The organism is Symplocastrum torsivum, from assembly GCF_059505465.1.
Genome location: NZ_JCACKQ010000015.1, coordinates 78,151 through 96,510, shown reverse-complemented (window position 1 = coordinate 96,510; position 18,360 = coordinate 78,151). Strand labels below are relative to the sequence as shown.

The following is an 18,360-nucleotide window of genomic DNA, read 5'->3' as shown; positions in this document are numbered from 1 at the left end:
GTTCGGGGCGCTTTGGGAGCAGTTGTCTGTCTCAAGCGCATTTACCAATATATATTCTCATTCTTCAAGTGTCAACCCCTTGGATGATTTTTTTTGAGATAGGCTGAAGTTTACTACCAGCATCATGTCTGGGCTAAGTTATCTCTAGAGACTTAATAGAGTAGAAAACTCAGGAGAGCCAGTATTGTGAGCATAAGCGCTGTTTTACCGCCCCTTCTCGTTCTAGACCAACTTGTGCAAGGCTGGTTAATAGAAGATATTGGTCGAGGCGATCGCACTACACAAAGCTTGTTAAGCTCAGGCGTAGGCGACGGACAAGCGGAGTGGACGGCAAAACAAGCCGGAGTAATGGCTGGCTTACCAATAGCAGCACGTGTCTTCCAGATATTGAATGATCGTGTTAGCTTTGTCCCAACCGTTGAGGAAGGTGACCATTGTGATCTGGGGCAAGTAGTCGCTCATATTCATGGTCCCCTTGATGCGCTACTGATAGGAGAGCGAGTGGCATTAAATCTAGCCATGCGTCTTAGTGGAGTTGCAACGCTCACACATAAGTATGTTGAGATAATTGCCGATTTGCCAGCACAACTGGTAGACACGCGAAAAACAACCCCCGGTTTAAGACTCATAGAAAAGTACGCTTCACAGGTAGGAGGAGCTATGAATCATCGCCTAGGGCTAGATGATGCGGTAATGATTAAGGACAATCACATTGCTGCTGCTGGAGGTATTGCTGAAGCGATCGCTCGAATTCGGTCAAAGATTCCTTACCCCCTGAGCATTGAAGTTGAGACAACAACACTTAGCGAAGTGGAAGCAGCGCTAACACACGGTGCTGATATCATCATGCTGGACAATATGTCGATTGATTTAGTCAGCCAAGCTGTACAACTGATTCGCTCTTATCCCCATCCAATCAAAATCGAGGCATCAGGCAACATCACCCTCGAAACCATTCGTGCTGTTGCAGAAACTGGTGTTGACTATATCTCTAGTAGTGCACCGATAACTCACTCAACCTGGCTGGATTTGAGCATGAATCTCGACAATAGCTTTATAAGACAATCAAAGTAGGACTCGTGATTGGTTAACAAAATTGAAAAACGCTTAAAACAGAAAAACTTCAAAACCAAACTGAATCCCTTGAAGAACTAATCAGTGAGAAATCAGTAAGTCACAGTAAGATAACTTACGGGTTCACGTTATGTTATAAATACACTTCTTCTTAACAGCAAAGAAAACTAACGCTTGTCCAGAGCCTGTTATTTGGTGCTATGAACTCGATAATTGAACAACTAAGAAGTAGACTTACTGAATCCTTAACTGTAGGGTTCGGAGCAGATTTTCAGGCAGTCGAGCCGATGGTGGTACCCGCTAGCAATCCTAAATTTGGCGACTACCAGTCTAATATCTCATTGTCGTTAAGTAAGCAGTTGGGACAACCCCCACGAGCGATCGCAGAAAAACTGTTGCAACATTTAGATGTCACAGGTATTTGCCAGCCTCCTACTATTGCTGGTCCTGGCTTTATCAACTTAACTTTGGAACCAGCTTACTTAGAAGCACAGCTAAGTGATATTCAAACCGACCCACGCCTAGGAGTCCAACTAGCAAAAACGCCTCAACATATAATTGTTGATTTTTCCTCTCCTAATATTGCTAAAGAGATGCATGTGGGACACTTACGGTCAACAATCATTGGTGACTGTATTGCCCGCATTCTAGAATTTCGGGGTCACGAGGTCTTACGGCTAAATCATGTAGGTGATTGGGGTACCCAGTTTGGGATGTTAATCGCCTATCTTAGGGAAGCTTATCCAGAGGCGTTAACAACATCCAACGCTCTAGATTTAGGAGATTTGGTTGCGCTTTATCGGAAAGCTAAGCAGCGATTTGATGCTGATGAGGAGTTCCAAGAAACAGCCCGACAAGAAGTAGTGAAACTGCAAACGGGAGAAGAAGACAGCCGACAAGCTTGGCAGTTATTGTGTGAACAATCCCGACGAGAATTTCAAGTTATTTATGACTTACTGGATGTCAAACTGATAGAGCGAGGTGAATCGTTCTACAACCCTTTGCTACCATCCGTAGTAGAGGACTTGGAGCAACTGTGCTTGTTAGTGGAAGACGCTGGTGCTAAGTGCGTTTTCCTCGAAGGGTTTACTAACAAAACAGGTGAACCTTTACCTTTAATCATCAAAAAATCTGATGGAGGCTATAACTACGCCACAACTGACCTAGCGGCTATACGCTATCGGATTGGGCAAGATGGGGCAGAGCGAATTATCTACGTCACCGATGCTGGACAAGCGAATCACTTTGCTCAAATCTTTCAAGTCGCACGTCGGGCTGGCTGGCTTACCGATGAAGTCCAGATGGTACATGTTCCCTTCGGTTTAGTACAGGGAGAAGATGGAAAGAAGCTGAAAACTCGCTCTGGAGAGACAGTGCGGTTGCGGGAGTTACTGGATGAAGCGATCGCACGCGCTCGTACAGATTTTGAAGCAAGACTCCAACAAGAAGGTCGTGAGGAAACTGAAGCTTTCAAAGCTAACGTTGCTCAAATCATAGGCATCAGTGCAGTTAAGTATGCTGACTTGAGCCAAAACCGAACCAGCAACTATATTTTCAGCTTTGATAAGATGCTATCTTTTCAGGGTAATACGGCAGTTTACATGCTTTATGCCTACGTTCGGGTTCAGGGAATTAGTCGCAAAGGCAACATTGATTTTGAGCAATTGGGAGCAGAGGCAAAAGTCTTTTTGCAAGAAGAAACAGAACTTGCATTGGGGAAGCATTTATTACAACTGAGTGAAGTTCTCACTCTAGTGGAGGCTGACTTGTTACCCAATCGCATTTGTCAGTATTTATATGAACTGAGCCAGAAGTTCAATCAATTCTACGACCAGTGTCCTGTACTTAAAGCAGAGGAACCCTTGCGAACATCAAGGCTTGTGCTTTGCGATCTTACAGCTCAAACTCTGAAGCTAGGACTATCCTTGCTAGGAATCTCTGTATTGGAACGGATGTAAGCGACTATGGCAAAGCCAGCAGGTTTGGGCGATCCTTGTTGTACACAGAGCTAATTTTCTGAGTCAGTAGAAGTATCAAGGGCTTCCATGATTCTGTTTGACAATGCGATGCTGATATTCTTGCTCAGTCATCAGATCTTGCATACTCTCCACTCGATCCAAAAAAACAATGCCGTCGAGGTGGTCATGCTCATGTTGAAATATCCTTGCAACAAAATCTGTGAGTTCTTGCCGATGCAGTAGACCATCCCGACTGGTGTACTCGACCTCAACTGCCTGATATCTGGGAACTAGCCCTCGAATGCCAGGAATGCTTAAACAACCTTCCCAGCCTTGGATAACTTCAGTTGAGTGAGCAATAATTCGAGGATTAATCATCGCTGTCGGTTCCATCAGGGGGGCGTGAGGATACCGAGGATTTGGTCGAGACGCTACGATAAATAAACGATAAGATTCAGATACTTGAGGAGCAGCAATGCCAACACCGTTTGCTGCCAGAACACTTGCAATGAGTTGGTCAATCAGTTGTTGGATGCGCTCATCTCGAATGTTGTCAACCCTCTGGACTTGTTGCCGCAAGACTGGGTTGCCTAACTGTGCAATTTGTAGTGATTCAGCCATGATCAAGTCAAGTTCAAGGACGCGATCGCTAGTTGTTATGAATATGTCTACAGTTTAAAGCCCAATAGTTTCCCGTGGTTGTCTAGGAAAGTCAAAACCCTTGCACCATTCACTTACTTCTTTGAGAAGGCAGTTATGTTATTGACCATTGGCTCATCTAGATCAGCAACAACTGGTACATAATACTATTCTTGCAAAATGAGGCTATATCCTAATCAAAGCCTCAAAGTACGTCAGGCAGATAGTCGCACGATCAAGATGCCCATACTGTAAAGCTTGAGGAGCAACTGCCCTAAACAGCACGCCTCTCGCCTCGGAGACAATGTTCAGATTACGGTGGAGAAAAGCCCGTGGAAACTTCCCCAGATCAGCTTTGGAGCCAGGTACTGGAGCGTCTACAGTTACAGCTAAGCCGACCAACATTTGAAACCTGGATTAAGACAGCAACCGCTGAGCAGCTAGAAAATAACTGCTTAGTGATTCGTACTCCCAATCCTTTTGCTAGAAATTGGTTACAAAAGTACTACATCAAAGCGATCGCAGATGTCGTCCAAGATATTTTGGGTCAGTCGGTGGAAATTCACCTTACAGTTACAGTGGGGGATGATAACGCGACTACAGCCGATTCAGATCTTTCTTGGTCATTTCCAATCACTCCAAACGTTTCAGAGAGTACATCAAACCACCAGCCTAAACTACCGGAATTAAATCATAAGTACATTTTCTCCCGCTTTGTCGTCGGTTCAAATAATCGGATGGCTCATGCTGCCTCTCTGGCGGTAGCGGAATCTCCAGGACGTGAGTTTAATCCTTTGTTTCTCTGCGGTGGTGTTGGTTTAGGCAAAACTCACTTGATGCAAGCAATTGGTCATTACCGTTTGGAGCATTGCCCTGATTCTAAAATCTTTTACGTTTCTACAGAGCAGTTCACTAATGACCTAATTGCAGCAATTCGTAAAGATAGTATGCAAAGTTTTCGGGAGCATTATCGAGCCGCTGATGTGCTGTTGGTAGACGATATTCAGTTCATTGAGGGTAAGGAGTACACCCAAGAGGAGTTTTTTCATACGTTCAATACCTTGCATGAAGCGGGTAAGCAAGTTGTCTTAGCCTCAGATCGTCCTCCTAACCAGATTAATCGCTTGCAAGATCGCCTTTCGTCTCGCTTTTCTATGGGTTTGATTGCTGATATTCAGCCGCCAGATTTGGAGACACGCATGGCAATTTTACAAAAGAAGGCGGAATACGAAAATATGCGTCTGCCACGCTCAGTAATTGAATACATTGCGACTAACTACACCTCAAATATTCGAGAACTAGAGGGGGCACTGATTCGAGCTGTAGCTTATATCTCAATTTCCGGATTACCGATGAACGTTGAGAACATTGCACCGATTTTAAATCCACCAGCACAGAGGGTGCAGGCTTCTCCGGAAACAATATTGATGACTGTATCAGATGCCTTCAATATTTCTGCTGAAGACTTGAAGGGTAACTCTCGGCGCCGAGAAATTAGTTGGGCTAGGCAAATTGGGATGTATTTGATGCGGCAACACACGGACTTGAGCTTACCGCGAATTGGTGAGGAATTTGGCGGAAAAGACCACACTACTGTAATGTACAGTTGCGACAAAATTGCACAGTTACGGGAAAGTGATGCCACATTGGCTCAAACACTGCGTCAACTAAGCGATCGCATTAACCTAACTAGCAGAACCCAAAGCCAAGGCTGAAAGCTTCAGGGCTTTGCTAAACACTACTTTCCTGAAGCCGTTATACTACTAAACCGAAGCTTGTTACTAAAAAGCACAAGGCTAATTAAACAGACTGTTGCTTACAGAATCCTTAGAAAAAAGCTGTATAAAGCCTTATCAATGTGACCATGAGGTTTGCTAAGTATAAATACTTGATAAAAAATGTTTAATTTTTCCACAGCTTTTCCACAACTTTTTAGTTCTTAAACTATTAACTATCAAGGCATGAACACACTTTTTCCACATTTTCCACAGCCTAAACATCCATGAGTATTTTTTGCGTTTGATAGAGAAGGCAAGTAACAAAGTTTCAGTAATTGCCTACTTTCTCGAAACACAGTTGAGTAAAGACTGGGTCAAGCCGGAGAAAGAACTGAGCATTGACCAGAACCAATCGCAGCACTATCCTGATAAAGCTCTGCTATGCAGTCGTGCTAGTTGAGCAACAACAAGTTAGATATTAAAACTTCTATGAAACTGATTTGTACCCAAAGTGACCTCAATACTAATCTCTCATTAGTAAGTCGTGCAGTTCCCTCTCGTCCTACTCATCCTGTGTTGGGTAATGTCTTATTAGCAGCAGACACAAAAACTCAACGGGTACGTTTGACCGCTTTTGATCTCAGCCTTGGCATTCAAACAAGCTTTGCTGCCCGGGTAGAGGCAGATGGTGAAATCACTATACCTGCTAAGCTTTTGAACGATATTGTCTCGCGTCTACCAGAGGGAGAAATTACTCTAGAGGAAAAAGCAGGAGAAGCGACAAACTTTAGTGCAGCAGCTTCCAATGGCGAAGTGGACAGCGATAGCATGATTGTGACATTGACTTCTGTTTCAGGACGCTATCAAATGCGAGGAATGGGTGCAGGAGAGTTTCCAGAACTTCCTAATGTTGAGGCAGGCGTTGCTGTTAATCTTCCAGTAGAAGCCCTGATAGAGGGCTTAAGGGGTTCATTATTTGCTACCAGTTCTGATGAAACCAAGCAGGTACTCACAGGAGTTCACTTGATCATGCAGCAAGATAGTCTAGAATTTGCTGCTACGGATGGTCATCGATTGGCAGTTGTACAAACTGTGAATCAAAGTCCTGTGGATGACGATACTGTGGAGACATCAGAAAAGCCAGCAGTAGCAACATCAGGAGTATCTGATAGCTCTGAGTTAGAGTTTACGTTACCAGCAAGAGCGTTACGAGAGCTAGAACGAATGTTGGGGATGCGTCAATCGACTGAGGGGGTTGCGCTTCACGTTGAGCAGGGTCAGATTGTTTTCCAGGCGGGAGACCATCGCTTAACTAGCCGCACTCTCGAAGGGCAGTACCCAGCCTACCGTCAACTCATTCCGCGCCAGTTCCAGCGCCAGATTACAATTGAACGGCGTCAACTGCTGAGTGCGGTAGAACGAATTGCTGTACTAGCTGACCAGAAGAATAATATTGTCAAGTTTAGTATTGACAGCGTTAACCAACAGCTTTCTATATCTGTGGAAGCTCAAGATGTTGGTAGTGGTCAAGAATCAATGCCAGTAGAGGTATCTGGTGAGAGCATAGAAATTGCGTTTAATGTCAAGTATTTAATTGATGGATTGAAGGCGCTTTCTACCTCTCACATTCAGATGCAGATGAATGCAGCGAATAGTCCTGTAATTCTGACACCACTAGGTGGACTAAAAATGACCTATTTAATCATGCCAGTCCAAATTAGGGCATGATGGCTCCTACTCAATCTCTATTGCTGTGATTGAAAAAAATTAACCGACTTATATGCCAAAGAGAGCCTCTAGAATATAAGTCGGTTTTAGTTACTTAATAAGGATGGGCAAATAGGGTTGATTATCTACTAACTGCATCAGCAAACCGAATCTTGAGGTAGTCTTCCTCCATCTTGGCTCCTGTAGGTTGCAGAGCGGCTAAGGCTTGCGGGAGTACTAAGTTGCGTCGATGATTCCCAATCCGAACATTTAGTTCATCACCCGTTTTATTTAGCTGGATGTGGTCTTTCGGTATGCCTGGAAGATAGAGTTCCAAGCTGTACTGATTCTGGTCTTGTACAACTCTAATTGTGTTTTCCTTATAGTAGACCTGGGTCGGGTCTTCTGAAGCGTATAGTGTTTCTTTGAGTCGCTCTAGAGCTTCTAGACCACACATCTCTTCAGAGAAAAGAGGAACTTCTTTGACTGGCAGAGGATGGAAATTTTCGTGAATTTCTTGCCGATACTGCTGCTGATTTTCCTTCCAGCGCTGAAAGAAGGGGTCAGTGACTTGGTCAGGAATAATCCGATTAGCGACTACTAAATCTGTAGCGACGTTGTACAGGCTTAAGTAAGCATGAGCGCGTAAAGATTCTTTGATCACCATTTTCTCAGGATTGGTGACTAGACGCACAGAGGTCTGTGTATTGTCAGTTAAGACTTTTTCCAGCGCTTCAATCTGCTCATAAAATTCGTAAGGAGCATCCATTACCTCTTTATCCGGCAAGGAAAAGCCAGCAATTGGCTTGAATAGAGGTTCAACTAGCGGTCTAAGCGCTACCGACATTTTCTGTAGTGGTTTGTAAAAGCGGCGCATATACCAACCACTGACTTCTGGTAAGCTGAGTAATCGCAATGCTGTGCCTGTGGGAGCCGAGTCAATGATCAAAACGTCATACTCTTTTTCGTCGTAGTGCCGTTTCATTCTTACCAGACCGAAGATTTCATCCATCCCTGGAAGAATTGCTAATTCTTCTGCCTGAACAGCATCCAATCCCCGTGCTTGCAAAACTTGGGTAATGTAGCGCTTGACAGCCCCCCAGTTCCCTTCTAGTTCCATGAGAGCATCAAGTTCGGCTCCCCAGAGGTTGGAGCGGATTAATCGGGGTTCGTGGCTGAGTTCGATGTCGAAACTATCGGCTAAAGAGTGAGCAGGGTCAGTACTTAGGACAAGTGTTCGATAGCCCAGTTCAGCACAACGGAGACCTGTAGCAGCAGCAACGGAGGTCTTGCCGACTCCACCTTTGCCGGTCATGAGAATTACACGCATGGGAGTTAATTAAGACACAGTTGCTTGCGTCTGCCTCAAAAGGTTTTATATTATTTATTATCTATTTAACCTTTTTTAAAGAAAAAGTGCTGCTTCAGGACATCTAGGCGATCGCAATCCCAGTAGTCAATATGAGAGATAATTAGCTCCTCGGCATTGAGCTTCAACTCACTCCAGCCTGAAATGGCAATTCGAGGCTGCCAAGGTAAAGGGGTAGTCCAGCTAAGTGTCCAACGAGTCTTGATGAGGTCTTCTATTTGCTGAATCTCATGCAGATCCATCTTGGGAGCACGAAACCAGTTATTTATAAAGTTGATCATCTGCTTATAGCGATCAACACCACGGAACTGGTTAAGCGGGTCTTTAAAGAAAACATCTTTGGCGTAGATGCTGTAGGTTTGGTTAACCGGGAAGCGTTGATAGTCTTCTTTGAGAATCTGAATGATGTCCATTGCGTTTGAGTGGATTTCTACTCCACTTATATAGCAACGGTAATTTTCTTAGAAGATTTTTAGGAACGCTTGAACAAGAAAAGGCAGAGGGATTGCGTAAGATTAAGCGATCACCTGCGCCAGGGATGAACGTTAAAAAGGGCTGTATTCACAACCCGGATACAAATTCTAAGAAAAAGCCTTTGGAATAATTGTCAAGTCTATGATCGGTTGATGCGTTAAGCAGTGCCAGTGGCAGGTGAACAAATCAGGTTTCTGTACACCTAAACTTGCGATCACAGGTGCTGCGGGAAAAGGTAAGAGCTTATCAAATACGATATCTTGTTCGTTGTATCCGAACTCTAATAGATAAACTGCTGGTGGTGCTAATAAAAATTGCAGCAGTTCATAAGCCAAATGATAAAGCGGTTGACGTTGTTTGTCAGGCAAATCTACAGGTTGATAATACTCATTTAGCCTTTCTCCCTGACCAATCACTTCTGCATACAGTAGTCCTTTCGCCGTACAAACCACGGGCAAAATGAAAGTACCGAATGGCTGACTTTCACCCGTTGTATAGCCTAATTTTTGCTCCACCCATTGGCGTAACTCTCTCTCCTGCTTGCAAGCCTGAAAGATGTTTTGACCGATAAACTCAAGAGTGTTTGGTACATTGAGCGTTAAAGGACACCAAATGATGTCCTTATCTATCACCTCATCTTGACTGAGATTTGCTAAAGCTTTTTTAAGCTGAGAAGTTTCTACCACATCCACTGTTGCCAGCGCGGGAGAATATAGAGCGATCGCATCCTTAAGAGCAGACACTATCTGTTCCCCAACGGCTCTTTGAGATGCTTCTACAATCTCGTCATCCCCACAGGTGTAATCGTCTACAACAATGACAACCCTAGACATTGCCAAAGGTTGGAATTGGGCCACCGCGAGGACGAGAGAAGCTAGGCAAATCAATCCGTGTGACGTTACGGCTTCTTACGGCTAAGCGGTAGCTGACGCTTTGTAGTTCCGCGTGAAGCTGACGATTTTCCCGTTGTAGCATCGCCACCTTTTCTCTCACAGGTGCCATGCGCTCAGCAAACTTTTGGCGATAGATATGCGGCAGTTCCTGTACAACCTGCTCTAGCATACGCGAACGGTCAGTTAATTCCTGAACCGATTGCCGTAGCTGATAAATTTCTCCATCACGGCCCGAAATCTGCTCTTGGTAGAACGTCACCTGTTGTTCAACATCTTGCAGCTGTTCTCGTAAGACTCGCATCTGCGCTTGATGACGCTCAGAAACCTCTGGTTGAGGCATGAAGTTAGCATTGCCTTTGACAAGGCGGAATAGCTCTTGAGATAGCTGCTGTACAAGCTGATCTCTCAGTTGCAACTCCTCTCGCAGACGAGAAACTTCAGCTTGAACCGTATGTAGAGTTGGGGTTTCAGTCTGGATCACGATGGCTTACAGCTCCGATAATATGGTACTCCCAGTGGCAGAGGGCGATGGGCAGCGTTACTAAATTTAGCGTTTGCTCAAAGCAAGGTGCTAGAGCAAAGCGTTAGCCTAGCACGCCTTTAGGCTTATCGCTCATTAAATCCTGTTGCAAGCTAATGTACCATTTGAGCAAGCAAATGGCACCTCTTTCAAGGGTAGGTTCCTAATAAATGCCCTTAGTGGTGGGGATAGGCGGGTGGAGAAGATGGGGAAGGTGGGGAACCCCAACTCCCTGCCAATCAGAAGCGCTTCGATTAATATTGAGGTGAATTGAGAGATAGTAGCCCAAATGAGTCCAGCAAGTAGCGCGAAAAAGATTAAGTTTGGCACTGATGGATGGCGGGGGATTATCGCCGATGATTTTACCTTTACAAATGTGTGTAAGGTAACAAGAGCGATCGCCAGTTATCTAGAATCAGCCTATTCCAAAGACCGACCCGTTTTGGTTGCTTACGATACCCGATTTCTTGCCGATCAGTTCGCTCGTACTGCGGCTGAAGTGCTGGCAGACTTGGGTTGGACAGTGAAAATTGTTGAACGGGATTGCCCAACGCCAGTCATTGCTTATAATGCGCGTCTACTCAACTCAGCTGGGGCGTTGATGTTTACCGCTAGTCACAACCCTGCACCATACTGCGGTATTAAGTACATCCCTGATTATGCAGGTCCAGCGACACCGGAGATTACAGATACGATTGTTGCCAATCTTGAAGGGGCGGATGAGGCATTGCCAACCGGGAAGAACGGGAATAAAATTTCTACCTTTGACCCAAAACCCGCCTATTTGCAGTTTATCTACACCTTGCTGGATGTTGAGCGGATTCGTAGCGCCCAACTGAAGGTGAAGTATGATGCCCTCTACTCAACCTCTCGCGGTTACCTAGATACGGTTCTAGAACACTGTGGCTGTGAGACAGAAGCCTTCCACACCAGTCGTGATGTCTTGTTTGGTGGGGGAATGCCAGAACCGAAAGGAGAACAGCTAGTAGAGCTGGTAGAGGCGGTTAAACAAGATAAGGCGGATTTAGGTTTAGCGACTGATGGCGATAGCGATCGCTTTGGGATTGTTGATGAACAAGGAAACGTCCTCACCCCCAACACGGTGCTGCTATTGCTAGCGCGTCACTTGATTAAAAATAAGGGCAAGACAGGCGCAATTGTTCGTACTGTTGCCACAACCCATTTGTTGGACAACTTTGCACTCAAGTATGGCTTAGACATCTACGAGACAGCCGTAGGCTTTAAGTACATCGGTGAGAAAATGCGCGAAACGGATGTACTCATTGGGGGAGAAGAATCTGGCGGCTTGAGCATTATTGGACATATCCCAGAAAAAGATGGGATTTTGGCAGATATGCTGGTTGCTGAAGTGATCGCATACGAAGGAAAACCCTTGAGTCAGCTTGTGGAAGAAGTGACAAAAGAAGCCAATGGTCCTCTGTACAACAAGCGTCTTGATTTACACTTGGAGGATGCCCACAAAGCCGCTGTTCTAGAATCCTTCACCAACAATCCACCCGCCGATATTGCTGGGATTAAGGTTAAAGAAATTGGTCGCAAAGACGGCATCAAACTCTACTTAGAAGATGGAGGCTGGGTGCTTTTGCGTCCATCAGGAACCGAGCCTCTGATGCGCGTCTACATGGAAACTAGCTCCGTAGAAAAGCAAAACACAATTGCTGAAACAATGGAGCAGATGATTAACAAGATGCAGCCTGTTGGAGTTTAACCGCACTGTTAGTTATTAGTTGATTTTCCAACAACTAATAACTAACAACTAACAACTATGAAAACTATTGCCAACTTGCTCACCTCCCTAATCTTAGCTGGCTGGATCGGAGCGATCGCAATTTTAGCCATCCAAAACTTTACGCCAATAACAGTAAAGTTCCTCGCTTTTGAGTCGATTCAGTTGCCAGTCGGTATTGTACTAGCTTTTAGTGTTGGTATTGGGTTAATTGGAGGCGCACTTGTCCCTGCGTTGTGGCAGCTTGCTGGACAACAAGTGCAATATGAAGATGAGGATTAAGAACCGCTATAGTTCTTAATGATTCGTGAAGTCGAGATAGCCAACTTCTTTAAAAGCCGGATATCTGAATCGTTGGTATCTGATAGTCACCCGATTCCCTCAACTTCCCATCTCTACTTCTTCAGACTCCGCCATTCCCAAGCTGAAACATACTTATCATCTCGCCAAAGTCCCACACGGCGCTTCTTGGCATCTGCCTCTGCTGCCTCCACAATCTCAGCACTGGGACAATCTTTCAGGTATTGTCGGTAAACTTGTGCCAGTCCTTCTTGAACTAACACTTGTTGAATAAACGTGCCATCCGGTAAGCGGACTTCACTGACGCTGCGCCCATACTGATCTATATCTGTGGTGGTTAATTGAACGCGATCGCCTCCTTGTTTTACTAACTCTTGCACTCGTTGTTGCGCTTGTACTCCCCATTTAAATTGGCTTTTGTCTACAGCTTTTCTGCTTTTTTTCTCCTTATTGGAGTGAGGCACTTCTGGGGCATCCACACAAGCAAAGCGCACATCTATCTCAGTACCATTGGCATCTATCACTTTCATCGTGTCGCCGTCACTGACTTTTTTAACTGAGTGGGTCGTTTCTCCAAATAGCTTCGATATTGCCTCACATCCAAACAAACTAAGGATAAGGAGAACAACAGTGATGGTTTTGAGGGATTTTGATAGTAGGGTAAATGGCATTAGAACTCAGCTTAGCTATTGCAATGCAGATGAAAAAACTTTTAGTTACAGGCGCTAGCGGTTTTTTAGGATGGAACCTTTGCCAGCTAGCCAAACAAGGATGGGAGGTTTATGGAACTTACTTTTCCAAAAGCGTTGAGATTTCAGGAGTAACCCTTGTAAAAGCTGACATAAGGAATTTTCAGGAAATCAAACGCCTATTCAGTGAGATTGAACCAACTGCCGTCATCCATACTGCTGCTCAGTCTAGCCCGAATTTTTGTCAAACTCACCCTGATGAATCCTACCAAATCAATGTCACGGCATCTTGCGATCTAGCCGGATTATGTGCTGATTCTGCCATTCCTTGCGCTTTTACTTCAACTGACCTAGTTTTTGATGGGCTTAATCCTCCCTACCGGGAAACCGATACGGTATGTCCTGTAAACCAATATGGTGAACAAAAAGTGATGGCAGAGCAAGGGATGTTAGAGCGTTATCCCAGAGTCGCCGTTTGCCGGATGCCTTTAATGTTTGGCATCGCAGAAGGCGCTACTAGCTTTATTCAACCGTTTATCAAAACGCTCAGAGAGGGACAAGAGCTAAATTTATTCACCGATGAATTTAGAACGCCTACCAGTGGCAAAACAGCAGCTAGTGGACTCTTACTCGCCTTGAGACGTGTTGAGGGAGTACTCCACTTAGGCGGGAAAGAGCGGATTTCGCGCTATGAGTTTGGTCGCTTAATGGCAGATGTCCTAGAACTTCCCCAAGAAAAGCTGAAAAGTTGCCGACAAAAAGATGTTCCAATGGCAGCACCAAGATCAGCTGATGTTTCTTTAGATAGTTCAAAAGCCTTTGCTTTAGGATATCAACCTTTGTCTCTACGGGAAGAATTAGAGGCATTACGTGGCAAGGTTTAACGTTAGTGGCAGTGAACCAAACAGTCCGTAGCTAGCGCAAATCCCACGCTGGGAATAAACGTTAGGGGCGATTTTGAGATATATTTCCTACAAAACTCAGTAATTCTTCTGAGTTGGTTAGTTAGCTACGAAACAAATGGTTATGAGAAGTTATCGGTCTATTTTGGCTCTGATTCTGGCAATGGTAGCAACAGTTTTGGTTAGCTGTGGTAGCCCGACTGTAAAAGCGCCACCTTCCTATTCTGCTGAGCAGATCGTCCAGATTCAGAAATTGGCTTCTACTGTTGAGGCTCTGCGGGATAAGATGCCAGTTCTTGCAGATAAAATTCAAAATCAGAATTGGACAGATGTTGGCACGTATATCCATGGGCCAATGGGAGAACTGCGGCGGAATGTAAGCTATCTGACTCGCGAACTTCTTCCCCAAGACCAAAAGGCGGTGAGTTCGTCAGCAACAGACTTGTTCAGCAGTCTACAGAACATTGACGTAGCTGCGACAAAAGGCAACTATCAGGTAGCTGTCCAAAACTACCAAGCGGCGATGAAAGACTTTGATGATATTTTGCAACTGCTTCCTAAACAAAGGGGTTCAGCGGTGAGTCGCTAAATGAGTCATGTTGTAGTCATTGGCTGCGGCATTGTTGGGGCAGCGATCGCTTATGAACTCAGTCGAGTGAATGGGTTAAAAATTACCGTCCTCGATCAGCAACCCCCAGCACAAGCCGCAACCGGGGCTGCTTTAGGTGTTCTCATGGGTGCCATAAGTAAAAAAGTCAAGGGCAGGGCATGGCAACTGCGACAAATGAGTCTGCAACGCTATGAGACACTCATACCCGAATTAGTTGCCCTTACTGGATATCAGATTCCTTTCAATCAACAGGGCATCCTCATGCTCTGTTTTGCTGAGGAAGACTTTGTCTCATGGGAACAACTTCTTAAAACTCGCCAGTCGCAAGGCTGGCAGTTGGAAATCTGGAATCCCCCTCAAGTCCAGTCCAACTGTCCGCAACTGCGAAACGAAAGGATTCTGGGCGCGATTTATTCTCCACAAGATCGGCAAGTTGACCCATCTGCCCTTACAAAAGCTCTCGTGGCAGCTGCCGAACACAATGGTGTCACTTTCAAATTTGGTGTGACGGTTAAAGATGTCACATCGGTAACCACGGATAGCTCTGAGATGCATCGTTGTTCCCAGATTCACGCTGATGTGCCATTGGATGTTGACTGGCTAGTAGTAGCAGCAGGCTTAGGGTCAACACCTCTAACCGCAGCACTCAAGCAACCTGTTGATATTAAACCTGTTTTAGGGCAAGCCTTGCACCTACGCCTAGAGCGTCCTTTAGGCAATCCAGACTTCCAGCCAGTGATTACTGGTGATGATGTTCATATTGTGCCAGTCGGTAACGGGGAGTATTGGGTAGGCGCAACGGTTGAGTTTGCTGATGAGGCTGGTGATGTAGTAGCAGAATCGGTATTACTGGAGAAGGTAAAGCAGGAAGCCGTAGCCTTTTGCCCAGATTTAGCCCAAGCGACGATTCTTCGCACTTGGTCAGGCAAACGTCCTCGTCCAGAAGGACGTGCTGCCCCTGTAATCGGTCAACTTCCTGGTTACAGCAACGTCCTCTTGGCAACAGGTCATTATCGTAACGGTGTTCTCCTTGCACCCGCCACAGCACAAGCGATTCGTGAAATGATTGTTCACTAAGCACCAAATCACCAATAACGAACTTAAGTTGATTTCTGTCTACCCATTTACAGCTATTGGTTTACTGGGGATTACTCTTAATAAAGTCAATTAACGCATTGTATTTAGGCGAACCATTTTGCGTGACATACTCCAATGCGCCCCAGCTTCCCCATTTACTAGGTGTCCCTACATCTACAAAGTGATTAAATAGAGTGCCTCCTGAGTCTTTCCAGTCATTTAGCATTTGAGTATATATCTCATACATCTCTGGGCGTCTATTGAGTTCAATAAAAAATTGAGTCAATTGCTCATCATTTTCTACACCGCCACTTCCTGCAATACTTTGACCACCTTCGTAAGCTACCAAAGATAAACCTTTTTCTTGTGCGACTTTGAGCTGGTACTGATAGTTCGCTTTTGTGTCGGGTAGACTATCTTCACCAACTTTGAGCAAGTTACCTGTTTTTATTTGCTCAAATGCTTTTCCAAAACCACCATCCGCATCCTTAAGCCAGGACTTGACGGTGGCTATATTTTCCGGATTTCCTAAGTCTCCACTCCAATAACCTGTAATGGCGTAAGAGTCAATACCATGTTGGTAACAAGGTGCATTTCCTTCGGCTACCCAGAGAGGACAATTCAAAAGACCCTCTTCTAAACCTTTGTAAGGCGTTTGGGTAGATATTACACAATTGACTCTGTGTTTTTGAGCGTCGCCAAAAACATCCTTTTTCCAAATATCACAAATTTGAGCAGCTTTCATGCCATTCCACTGCATAAAAGCATCACCATGATCTCCCCATCTGGCTCGACCCTGCTGGTTGGCATATTGAGCTTGTCCAAATTGCCAGTTCCACACTTCGTTGGAATGCTCTACATAAGCGGTCAGACTTGGATCTAATTTCTCTTTGACTATCTTGGCAAAGTTGGTGATGTATTCGTCGGTAGCCTGATGAGGGATATTAAACCAGGGATTGGCTTTAAGCTTATTGGCTAAAGCGACCATGATTTCTATAGGCGCTCCCTCTAAAGCCCAAGAATAATCTTCAGGTTTAGGACGATCAGACCATTCTTTTTGAGCCGAATTATTAGTTTCCATCCAATCCATAAATCGGACAGTTTTGAAAGCTTTTATTTTCTCCAACCAAACAGGATTGAATATCTCGCCAGCTTTATATGTATCTAGTTGCGACTCTCTGATTACTCGTATGTTTCGGACATGATTATTAGGATTGGTCGCACTGATACCAAGAAAAACATAACCAGCTTCCTTTGAGATGTCGATTACTTCCGTACCTGGCTTGGAGACGGCTTCATCCTTCTTTGCTCCAGAATAGGTGAGAGTTCCTTCGCCGTCATACATAACGATATATCTGCCGACACTCTCTGGATTTCCATCGGCAAAGAGTACAGTTTCTACCCGTCTGTACTTAACGCTGTTGTCATTTGTGGCAGGTAAAGACTTAGGATATCCGTTGGCATCCAAATTTAGGCGGTTGTTTTCTTTAGTATCAAAACCAGGACAACCCGCAGGTGAACCGTCTCCACACTGAGGAATCCAGTCTCTTGCTTGCTTGAAGAGATTGAGAAAAGGTGTCTGACTCGACCAGTCAGCTAGACCATTAAGTCCGCTCCCCAATGACACATTTGTAGGACGACCGTCTTTTGAAGTAGCAGTCACGCTGGGAACTAAATTCGGAACATTAGAGGATGGATTTTCACTAGAACGAAAGTTACTTAGCCCTAATGCTAGAGTAAAGCCTATTACTATTAACAGAAAAATCCATAATGCTTTTTTCATAACCGTTTTACCCAAAGCGTTAATAACAGGGTAATACCTTAGATAAACATAAACTATCAGTTATTAATGAAGTTGTAGAAAATAAGCATGAAGATAGCATGAAGAATTTTCACACTAATTTTTTATAGACAAGCTACTTCCAACAAACACAAATTGTTTTCGCATAATCTTTATAATCTTCTAAATCCGTTCCTCCAAAGGCAATTTTAGCTTTCTATTCTTGCTTAATAGTACCTGGGACACCTACGGGTGAGAGCCCTGCGATCGCACGTAAGTTTTGACTACGAATCAACTCTGTAAAATTTAGACCAGAACGCCCTTCAACCTGGGAAACGGATTCAATCCCAGCCAACAGATGCTTCGCCGCTTCTGTCTCTGTATAGCCGCGTCGAGTCGCAACTTTAATCGCCCCTGCATCGGCATCCAGTTGGGACTCAGTACTGCGGGTGCTGCGTAAGATTTGGGTAGCAGCAAGTGCCCCCAATCCCGTTGCCACCACAACGCCCACAGCGTCACCCTGCACGAGTTCTACGATCCCTCCTAGCATCCCCGCCAAGACAACGCCTTGGTACAAGTCTGGCTTAAACCACTTGATGCCAACCAACCAACTCACTGTCCGTAACAACAGCAAATCCCGTTGGGGCTTCGGCAAGCGTCGCCATAAATCAAAGTTAATAAAGATTGGTCGCTCTTGAGACCAAGGCGGGGGAAACGGGCTTTCAATGACCGCTGTCTGTTGCGGTTTGCTAACAATTTTCGTCAGCATCCGCCCAGAAGCAGGCATTAGCTCAATTAAGCGGCGAATTTCAGGCTCTGGATTCATCAGACTAGGGATTAGAAAAGACTAGATCGTCAGCATAACGAGTGGAAAAGGTTTCAACCTTTATGCCTTGTAATCTA

Annotated in this window: 17 protein-coding genes; 9 read left to right on the top strand and 8 right to left on the bottom strand. The window is 44.9% G+C overall.

The window, feature by feature from the left end:
* Window positions 1-192 precede the first annotated feature (192 nt).
* Window positions 193-1,074, top strand: coding sequence for a carboxylating nicotinate-nucleotide diphosphorylase (nadC, locus tag AC5JL3_RS05535; RefSeq protein WP_496073521.1), 882 nt, complete (start codon window positions 193-195; stop codon window positions 1,072-1,074).
* Window positions 1,075-1,274: 200 nt separating this feature from the next.
* Window positions 1,275-3,032 (top strand): arginine--tRNA ligase, encoded by a 1,758-nt coding sequence (gene argS / locus AC5JL3_RS05530; protein WP_496073517.1) that lies wholly within the window; start codon window positions 1,275-1,277, stop codon window positions 3,030-3,032.
* A gap of 75 nt (window positions 3,033-3,107) precedes the next feature.
* Here argS and def read toward each other — a convergent pair whose 3' ends face one another.
* The gene (gene def, locus AC5JL3_RS05525; RefSeq protein WP_496073516.1) at window positions 3,108-3,653 is read right to left on the bottom strand and encodes a peptide deformylase; all 546 of its coding nucleotides are present in this window, start codon (window positions 3,651-3,653) and stop codon (window positions 3,108-3,110) included.
* Between the two features lie 350 nt (window positions 3,654-4,003).
* Here def and dnaA point away from each other — a divergent pair, with 350 nt between their 5' ends.
* The gene (gene dnaA, locus AC5JL3_RS05520; RefSeq protein WP_496073515.1) at window positions 4,004-5,386 is read left to right on the top strand and encodes a chromosomal replication initiator protein DnaA; all 1,383 of its coding nucleotides are present in this window, start codon (window positions 4,004-4,006) and stop codon (window positions 5,384-5,386) included.
* Between the two features lie 492 nt (window positions 5,387-5,878).
* Window positions 5,879-7,117 carry a DNA polymerase III subunit beta gene (gene dnaN / locus AC5JL3_RS05515; protein ID WP_192219712.1) on the top strand — a complete coding sequence of 413 codons (1,239 nt, stop codon included), beginning with the start codon at window positions 5,879-5,881 and terminating at the stop codon, window positions 7,115-7,117.
* A 121-nt stretch (window positions 7,118-7,238) separates the two neighbouring features.
* Here dnaN and AC5JL3_RS05510 read toward each other — a convergent pair whose 3' ends face one another.
* From AC5JL3_RS05510 to AC5JL3_RS05495, 4 genes are all read right to left on the bottom strand, one after another.
* The gene (locus AC5JL3_RS05510) at window positions 7,239-8,426 is read right to left on the bottom strand and encodes a TRC40/GET3/ArsA family transport-energizing ATPase (protein ID WP_496073514.1); all 1,188 of its coding nucleotides are present in this window, start codon (window positions 8,424-8,426) and stop codon (window positions 7,239-7,241) included.
* A 65-nt stretch (window positions 8,427-8,491) separates the two neighbouring features.
* Complete coding sequence (locus AC5JL3_RS05505; protein ID WP_496073513.1) at window positions 8,492-8,878, bottom strand: C6orf136 family protein; 387 nt, start codon at window positions 8,876-8,878, stop codon at window positions 8,492-8,494.
* Window positions 8,879-9,046: 168 nt separating this feature from the next.
* Complete coding sequence (locus AC5JL3_RS05500; RefSeq protein WP_496073512.1) at window positions 9,047-9,772, bottom strand: hypothetical protein; 726 nt, start codon at window positions 9,770-9,772, stop codon at window positions 9,047-9,049.
* Window positions 9,765-10,313 (bottom strand): Npun_F5560 family protein, encoded by a 549-nt coding sequence (locus AC5JL3_RS05495; protein WP_496073511.1) that lies wholly within the window; start codon window positions 10,311-10,313, stop codon window positions 9,765-9,767. The genes AC5JL3_RS05500 and AC5JL3_RS05495 overlap by 8 nt, the downstream gene beginning before the upstream one ends.
* 328 nt (window positions 10,314-10,641) lie before the next feature.
* On the opposite strand from AC5JL3_RS05495, the gene AC5JL3_RS05490 reads away from it, so the two are divergent.
* Window positions 10,642-12,081, top strand: coding sequence for a phosphoglucomutase/phosphomannomutase family protein (locus AC5JL3_RS05490; protein ID WP_496073510.1), 1,440 nt, complete (start codon window positions 10,642-10,644; stop codon window positions 12,079-12,081).
* A gap of 57 nt (window positions 12,082-12,138) precedes the next feature.
* The gene (locus tag AC5JL3_RS05485; protein ID WP_496073509.1) at window positions 12,139-12,381 is read left to right on the top strand and encodes a LapA family protein; all 243 of its coding nucleotides are present in this window, start codon (window positions 12,139-12,141) and stop codon (window positions 12,379-12,381) included.
* 113 nt (window positions 12,382-12,494) lie between these two features.
* Here the strand turns inward: AC5JL3_RS05485 and AC5JL3_RS05480 are convergent, their stop codons facing one another.
* The gene (locus tag AC5JL3_RS05480) at window positions 12,495-13,070 is read right to left on the bottom strand and encodes a thermonuclease family protein (RefSeq protein ID WP_192219719.1); all 576 of its coding nucleotides are present in this window, start codon (window positions 13,068-13,070) and stop codon (window positions 12,495-12,497) included.
* A 29-nt stretch (window positions 13,071-13,099) separates the two neighbouring features.
* Here AC5JL3_RS05480 and AC5JL3_RS05475 point away from each other — a divergent pair, with 29 nt between their 5' ends.
* From AC5JL3_RS05475 to AC5JL3_RS05465, 3 genes are all read left to right on the top strand, one after another.
* Window positions 13,100-13,972 (top strand): SDR family oxidoreductase, encoded by an 873-nt coding sequence (locus AC5JL3_RS05475; RefSeq protein WP_496073520.1) that lies wholly within the window; start codon window positions 13,100-13,102, stop codon window positions 13,970-13,972.
* A gap of 142 nt (window positions 13,973-14,114) precedes the next feature.
* A complete protein-coding gene (gene psbQ / locus AC5JL3_RS05470; RefSeq protein ID WP_496073508.1) occupies window positions 14,115-14,579 on the top strand; it encodes a photosystem II protein PsbQ in 465 nt (154 codons plus the stop codon).
* Entirely contained in the window at window positions 14,580-15,677 is a 1,098-nt protein-coding gene (locus AC5JL3_RS05465; protein WP_496073507.1) for an NAD(P)/FAD-dependent oxidoreductase, read from the top strand.
* Window positions 15,678-15,738: 61 nt separating this feature from the next.
* On the opposite strand, the gene AC5JL3_RS05460 is transcribed toward AC5JL3_RS05465, so the two are convergent.
* Together AC5JL3_RS05460 and AC5JL3_RS05455 are read right to left on the bottom strand one after the other, a co-directional pair.
* A complete protein-coding gene (locus tag AC5JL3_RS05460; RefSeq protein WP_496073506.1) occupies window positions 15,739-17,460 on the bottom strand; it encodes a cellulose-binding protein in 1,722 nt (573 codons plus the stop codon).
* A gap of 214 nt (window positions 17,461-17,674) precedes the next feature.
* Entirely contained in the window at window positions 17,675-18,283 is a 609-nt protein-coding gene (locus AC5JL3_RS05455) for a DUF3318 domain-containing protein (protein ID WP_496073505.1), read from the bottom strand.
* Window positions 18,284-18,360: the final 77 nt, after the last annotated feature.

Coding starts and splice junctions, on each gene's coding strand:
- AC5JL3_RS05455 (WP_496073505.1), bottom strand. CDS start 18,283: ATGAATCCAGAGCCTGAAATTCGCCGCTTAATTGAGCTAATGCCTGCT.
- AC5JL3_RS05500 (WP_496073512.1), bottom strand. CDS start 9,772: ATGTCTAGGGTTGTCATTGTTGTAGACGATTACACCTGTGGGGATGAC.
- argS (WP_496073517.1), top strand. CDS start 1,275: ATGAACTCGATAATTGAACAACTAAGAAGTAGACTTACTGAATCCTTA.
- AC5JL3_RS05505 (WP_496073513.1), bottom strand. CDS start 8,878: ATGGACATCATTCAGATTCTCAAAGAAGACTATCAACGCTTCCCGGTT.
- psbQ (WP_496073508.1), top strand. CDS start 14,115: ATGAGAAGTTATCGGTCTATTTTGGCTCTGATTCTGGCAATGGTAGCA.
- dnaN (WP_192219712.1), top strand. CDS start 5,879: ATGAAACTGATTTGTACCCAAAGTGACCTCAATACTAATCTCTCATTA.
- AC5JL3_RS05490 (WP_496073510.1), top strand. CDS start 10,642: ATGAGTCCAGCAAGTAGCGCGAAAAAGATTAAGTTTGGCACTGATGGA.
- AC5JL3_RS05510 (WP_496073514.1), bottom strand. CDS start 8,426: ATGCGTGTAATTCTCATGACCGGCAAAGGTGGAGTCGGCAAGACCTCC.
- AC5JL3_RS05460 (WP_496073506.1), bottom strand. CDS start 17,460: ATGAAAAAAGCATTATGGATTTTTCTGTTAATAGTAATAGGCTTTACT.
- AC5JL3_RS05485 (WP_496073509.1), top strand. CDS start 12,139: ATGAAAACTATTGCCAACTTGCTCACCTCCCTAATCTTAGCTGGCTGG.
- AC5JL3_RS05475 (WP_496073520.1), top strand. CDS start 13,100: ATGAAAAAACTTTTAGTTACAGGCGCTAGCGGTTTTTTAGGATGGAAC.
- AC5JL3_RS05465 (WP_496073507.1), top strand. CDS start 14,580: ATGAGTCATGTTGTAGTCATTGGCTGCGGCATTGTTGGGGCAGCGATC.
- def (WP_496073516.1), bottom strand. CDS start 3,653: ATGGCTGAATCACTACAAATTGCACAGTTAGGCAACCCAGTCTTGCGG.
- AC5JL3_RS05480 (WP_192219719.1), bottom strand. CDS start 13,070: ATGCCATTTACCCTACTATCAAAATCCCTCAAAACCATCACTGTTGTT.